The following is a 4,282-nucleotide window of genomic DNA, read 5'->3' as shown; positions in this document are numbered from 1 at the left end:
TTCACCGGCCAGCTATGCTCACTTTGGCCCGGCGAAGGTGGAATACTATGTCCGGCGTTTCCATTCAAATAAACGATGAAGAAAATCTTCTGCCTTTTAATATTAGTGTTCTATTCAAAATCAACGTTAGCACAGAAGAAGTCAGAAGGTAATGCATCAGGGTTTAATCAGATTATTGAAAAATTTACCGAATCATTGAAGTGGGACCCATTTTCAGGTCGAGTGAATGATTCGGTTAGTCCACAAAATCTCTATGAAACTGATGAGTTTAAGTTATCAATTAGTGAAAACCCTATTCCCTTCGACACCTTCCACAAAGTCTTAATAAATCCTTCCTTTACTGATGATTTTGAAGACTATGATGATAATTATATCAATTACCCTGTTTCATATTCTGTAATTTATGACAACCGCCTTGTTTCTTTATTTCGTAATGGCAGATTTGTATGTCATAGTCTAAAGGATTTCAACAGAGATATAGATTTTGAGAACAAATTGAACTCCAAAAAATTTAAATACCATTGGGTAATCAATGGAGAACTTGGAGCTTTATCAGGTAGTACAATCTATCTGTACAGCAATGGAAGGTGGATAAAGTATAAAGAAAGATTCCCATTGGAGAGCCAACCAAAACTGTTTGAGGATGAAGATTATATTGTATTCAATGATTGCAATGGTGAATGGGGAGGCATAGTGTATTTTTATGATAAGGAAACAGAAGATATATACTTCACCGAGTCAACTTGTTCTAATACTGTAATAAAAGATCGAGCTAGCTACTTAGTAGTAGCTCATATGGGGCATATGATGGGTTCCACGAGCATAAAGGAAATCAAGAATCCGAGTTTACTGGAAAAGTGTACTAAAAGCTTCTTGAATAAAAGGAGAAAAGGAAGAATTTTGAATTACTATGACGATTCTTCTGCATTCGAATATAGGTTTAAAGGCTTCGAAATATTACTTTTTTCAAGTTTTGAAGTTGATGACCGTAGATTATATTTAGCACATATCAATGACATGACCTTCATCGTTGAATTAAAAAATCAAAGAATTGAGATTGTAAGCCCCCTGTTCAATGATGGATTTTATACACATAATCCAACTACTAAAACTTTTGGGCCTTACACGTTAATAAATATGGATTATTATGGAACAGCAAAAGATAAAGAGGTCTCTATCCTAATATTGAAAGGAAATACAATCACTAAATTAGACTGGAATAAAATTCAAAATCTCTAAACATAATAAATAGTAAAGTTCAAATAAACGATAAGTCTCTCGATGAAGTATTTCTTTTTGTCAACTCTTTTTTTTCTTGTCTCAATTGAGATCTTTTCTCAAGATTCGTTTAGTCTTGGCTATTCTATAAAAGGATGGAGTTATGGTTCAGCAGGAGCTTTGTTTCAAAGAAGTGTTTTAATTTTGGAAAGGGATAGTACTTATGTGGACATCAATGAATCATATCTAACAAGGAAATTATATAAGAAGAATCTACCCTGGAGAGTTGTGAAAACTTTTGGGGTGTATTCAATAGTTGGAGACACTTTGATATTAAAAGAGAAAGATAATCCAGCTAAAAAGCCCGAAGTATTTATTATCAAAAGTAATAGACGAATTAAATATTATGATAGTACTCTTGAAACGGAGTATCCGAAAAGTTGGAAAAAAATACTGTCACCTAAATTTGGAAACCTTAGGATTAAATAAAGTTCAATAAAACCATTGATAAAGCATTACGAAAGAAAATTCTTATCTTAGAACATCCCCAAAATGTTCAACATTAAACCTAATCTGGCATCCCTAAAATGAAAGCTAAAAAACTATTTGATTTTTTTTTAGTTATAATAATTATGTCCTTTTTAACCTCTTGTTCCCAAAAGGGAACGATTGATTATCCAAAGGACATTTTTGAAGAAATGAGTTCTGGTGACGATTTGATGTCTTTTTTGGTGGAGATGGATGAAAGGGATATGGTCAACGTTATTGAAAGTCTTGAAACCAAACTTAAAAGCATTGGATTCCAAAACAATGAAAACCATCCTTTGGTCATAGGCAATGATACTCTGGCAAGACCTCAAGGAGCATTTATGTGGGTCAATCCCAGAAATAGAGTCTCCCTTTTCTTGTATGAACTCAAGGACAAGGACGAAGCAAATTCCCAATGGTCAGAATTCAGGCATCACATTGACCGATACACTGGAATGAATCACGGAAAATTGGGGACCTTCTATTTGAAATTAGAACCTGAACATCCCACAAGTTTAAATGCCACCTTCCTATCCAATAAAAAAATAGTTCAACTACGAAAGCCCTTGACTTTTGTCTCGTCAGGCACTTTTGAATTTAGTGAAGAACAACTAAAGGAAGTCAACTCCGCCAATAAAGATATGATCAAAGTATTGGACGGCCTGGTAGATGTTTTTGTTCCTGAAAAGAACCAGATTTATAGACCATTGAATGGTAAGTCATTGACCGAAGATGAAAGATTGTTCGGTTTCATCAATTTTTGGACAGAAGTAAAATACAATTTCGCCTTTTTTGATCAAGTGCCCAATCTTAATTGGGAGCAAGTATTGATCGACTATCTTCCCAAGGTTCGGAATGCCTCTTCTAATTTGGAATATTACCGGATTCTCCAAGAAGTTTGTGCTTTGCTCAATGATGGGCATACGAATATCTTTATTCCAAGTGAACTAGAGTCGGAGTTTGGGTCCCCTGCAGTAACTATTTCTCCCATTGACGATGCTCTATTTATCACTAACACCGACATACAATTTGAGAAAAAAATTCCATTGGGGTCAAAACTGATAAAAGTTGAAGGACTTAAGGTTGAAAAATTTATTGAAAAGCAAATCAGGCCATACATTAGTTCTTCCACTGAACATATCCGCCGAAACATCGAAGCCCATGAGGTTCTGAAGGGCATACGAACAGATTCCGTTAGAATAGAAATACTTACTCCAGAAAATCAATTGAGGCAGCTTTCACTTAGTCGCAATCCTTCCGATACAGAATGGATTATTAAAAATGAGCCTTGGGAACTTTCTTCTTTTAGAAAGATTGGTGATATAGCATATGTATCTCTCAACTCTTTTGGCAACAGCCAAATTGTGGAAGAGTTTGAAGGCTACCTTGATAGTATTCAGTCTTCAAGAGCATTGATAATAGACCTTAGAAAAAATGGAGGTGGGAGCTCTTGGAATGGTTACAATATTTTAAAACACCTAACAGACCGGCCCATCATAACTTCTAAATGGAAAACCAGAGAACACAAACCTGCCTACAAGGCCTGGGGAGCCTTTGTTGATGGAGATTCGGACAACTTGGGTTCATGGGACCGAGAAGTTTTGGCTTCCTATAATGATGATTATTGGTTTGAAAGCGGACCCGATACCATTGCCCCTAGCAACGACCAAGTAATCAAATTGCCTACTGTAGTGCTCATTGGAAACAACACTGGTTCGGCAGCAGAGGATTTTCTAGTTGCTGCCGACCCGATTGACCATTTCACTACCATGGGAGATTTTACCTATGGAAGTACAGGGCAACCCATGATACTACGATTGCCTGGTGGTGGAAAAGCCCGTATCTGTACCAAAAGGGACACTTATCCAGATGGACGTGAGTTTGTTGGTTACGGAATTCAGCCAGATATCTTGGTCCCAAAAACAATCGAGGATATTTTGACTGGGGAAGATTCAGTGTTGAATATGGCAATTAAAAGACTTACAGTAAGTAATTGAATGTATATTCAAAGTTCAAATAAACGATGCAAAAGTTGTGGGCTTTTTCACAGTCCATAGTATATGTCTCAAGTTTTGTTACTTCTCCTACCTTCTTACCTAGCCCAATGATGACGAGGGTTTCCAAGCTAGTTCAGATGTTTTTTCAACTTACCTATCTTACCCTTTAGGTAGGTTAGGTAACCTTTAGGTAGGATGGAAGTTATATATCCTACCTAATGTTTTGCCCAATGACCATTAGATTTATCTTGTTTTAGGTAACTAGGTTGGTATTATTCTTCTTTCTTTGCTAATTCCATTTCCCATGGGCTACCCCCAAAGAGCGGTCGGGACAAATAGCCGTACACCTGTCACTTGGGGTGCTTTATCGTTTGATTTATTTTTTCCTTTCGCTCTGCGTTCCGTTTCCAACGAAATTTTGATGATTTGATGACAAGCCTCTGGGAGACCCTATAAATACTGATTGTTCCTGCGTCATCATTTTGTCATCGTTTCATCATTTTTTCCTCATTGTTCCTGTCATCATTTTTTATTTTGAT

At 36.4% G+C, this 4,282-nt stretch carries 3 protein-coding genes; all 3 read left to right on the top strand.

The genetic code is table 11. From position 1 onward, the window contains the following. Positions 1-75 precede the first annotated feature (75 nt). The 3 genes from K1F36_RS08495 (at position 76) to K1F36_RS08485 (ending at position 3,743) form a co-directional block, all read left to right on the top strand. Positions 76-1,239 carry a hypothetical protein gene (locus tag K1F36_RS08495; protein WP_220113443.1) on the top strand — a complete coding sequence of 388 codons (1,164 nt, stop codon included), beginning with the start codon at positions 76-78 and terminating at the stop codon, positions 1,237-1,239. 42 nt (positions 1,240-1,281) lie between these two features. Next, on the top strand, positions 1,282-1,707 hold the full coding sequence (locus tag K1F36_RS08490) for a hypothetical protein (protein WP_220113442.1): 426 nt from the start codon (positions 1,282-1,284) through the stop codon (positions 1,705-1,707). Between the two features lie 143 nt (positions 1,708-1,850). Next, on the top strand, positions 1,851-3,743 hold the full coding sequence (locus K1F36_RS08485; RefSeq protein ID WP_220113441.1) for a S41 family peptidase: 1,893 nt from the start codon (positions 1,851-1,853) through the stop codon (positions 3,741-3,743). The last annotated feature ends 539 nt before the right edge of the window (positions 3,744-4,282 follow it).

The organism is Flagellimonas abyssi (assembly GCF_019457905.1).
In the GTDB taxonomy this organism is placed as follows: Bacteria; Bacteroidota; Bacteroidia; order Flavobacteriales; family Flavobacteriaceae; genus Flagellimonas; species Flagellimonas abyssi.
The sequence above is the reverse complement of the archived record's forward strand: the minus strand, read 5'-3'. Positions and strand labels throughout refer to the sequence as shown.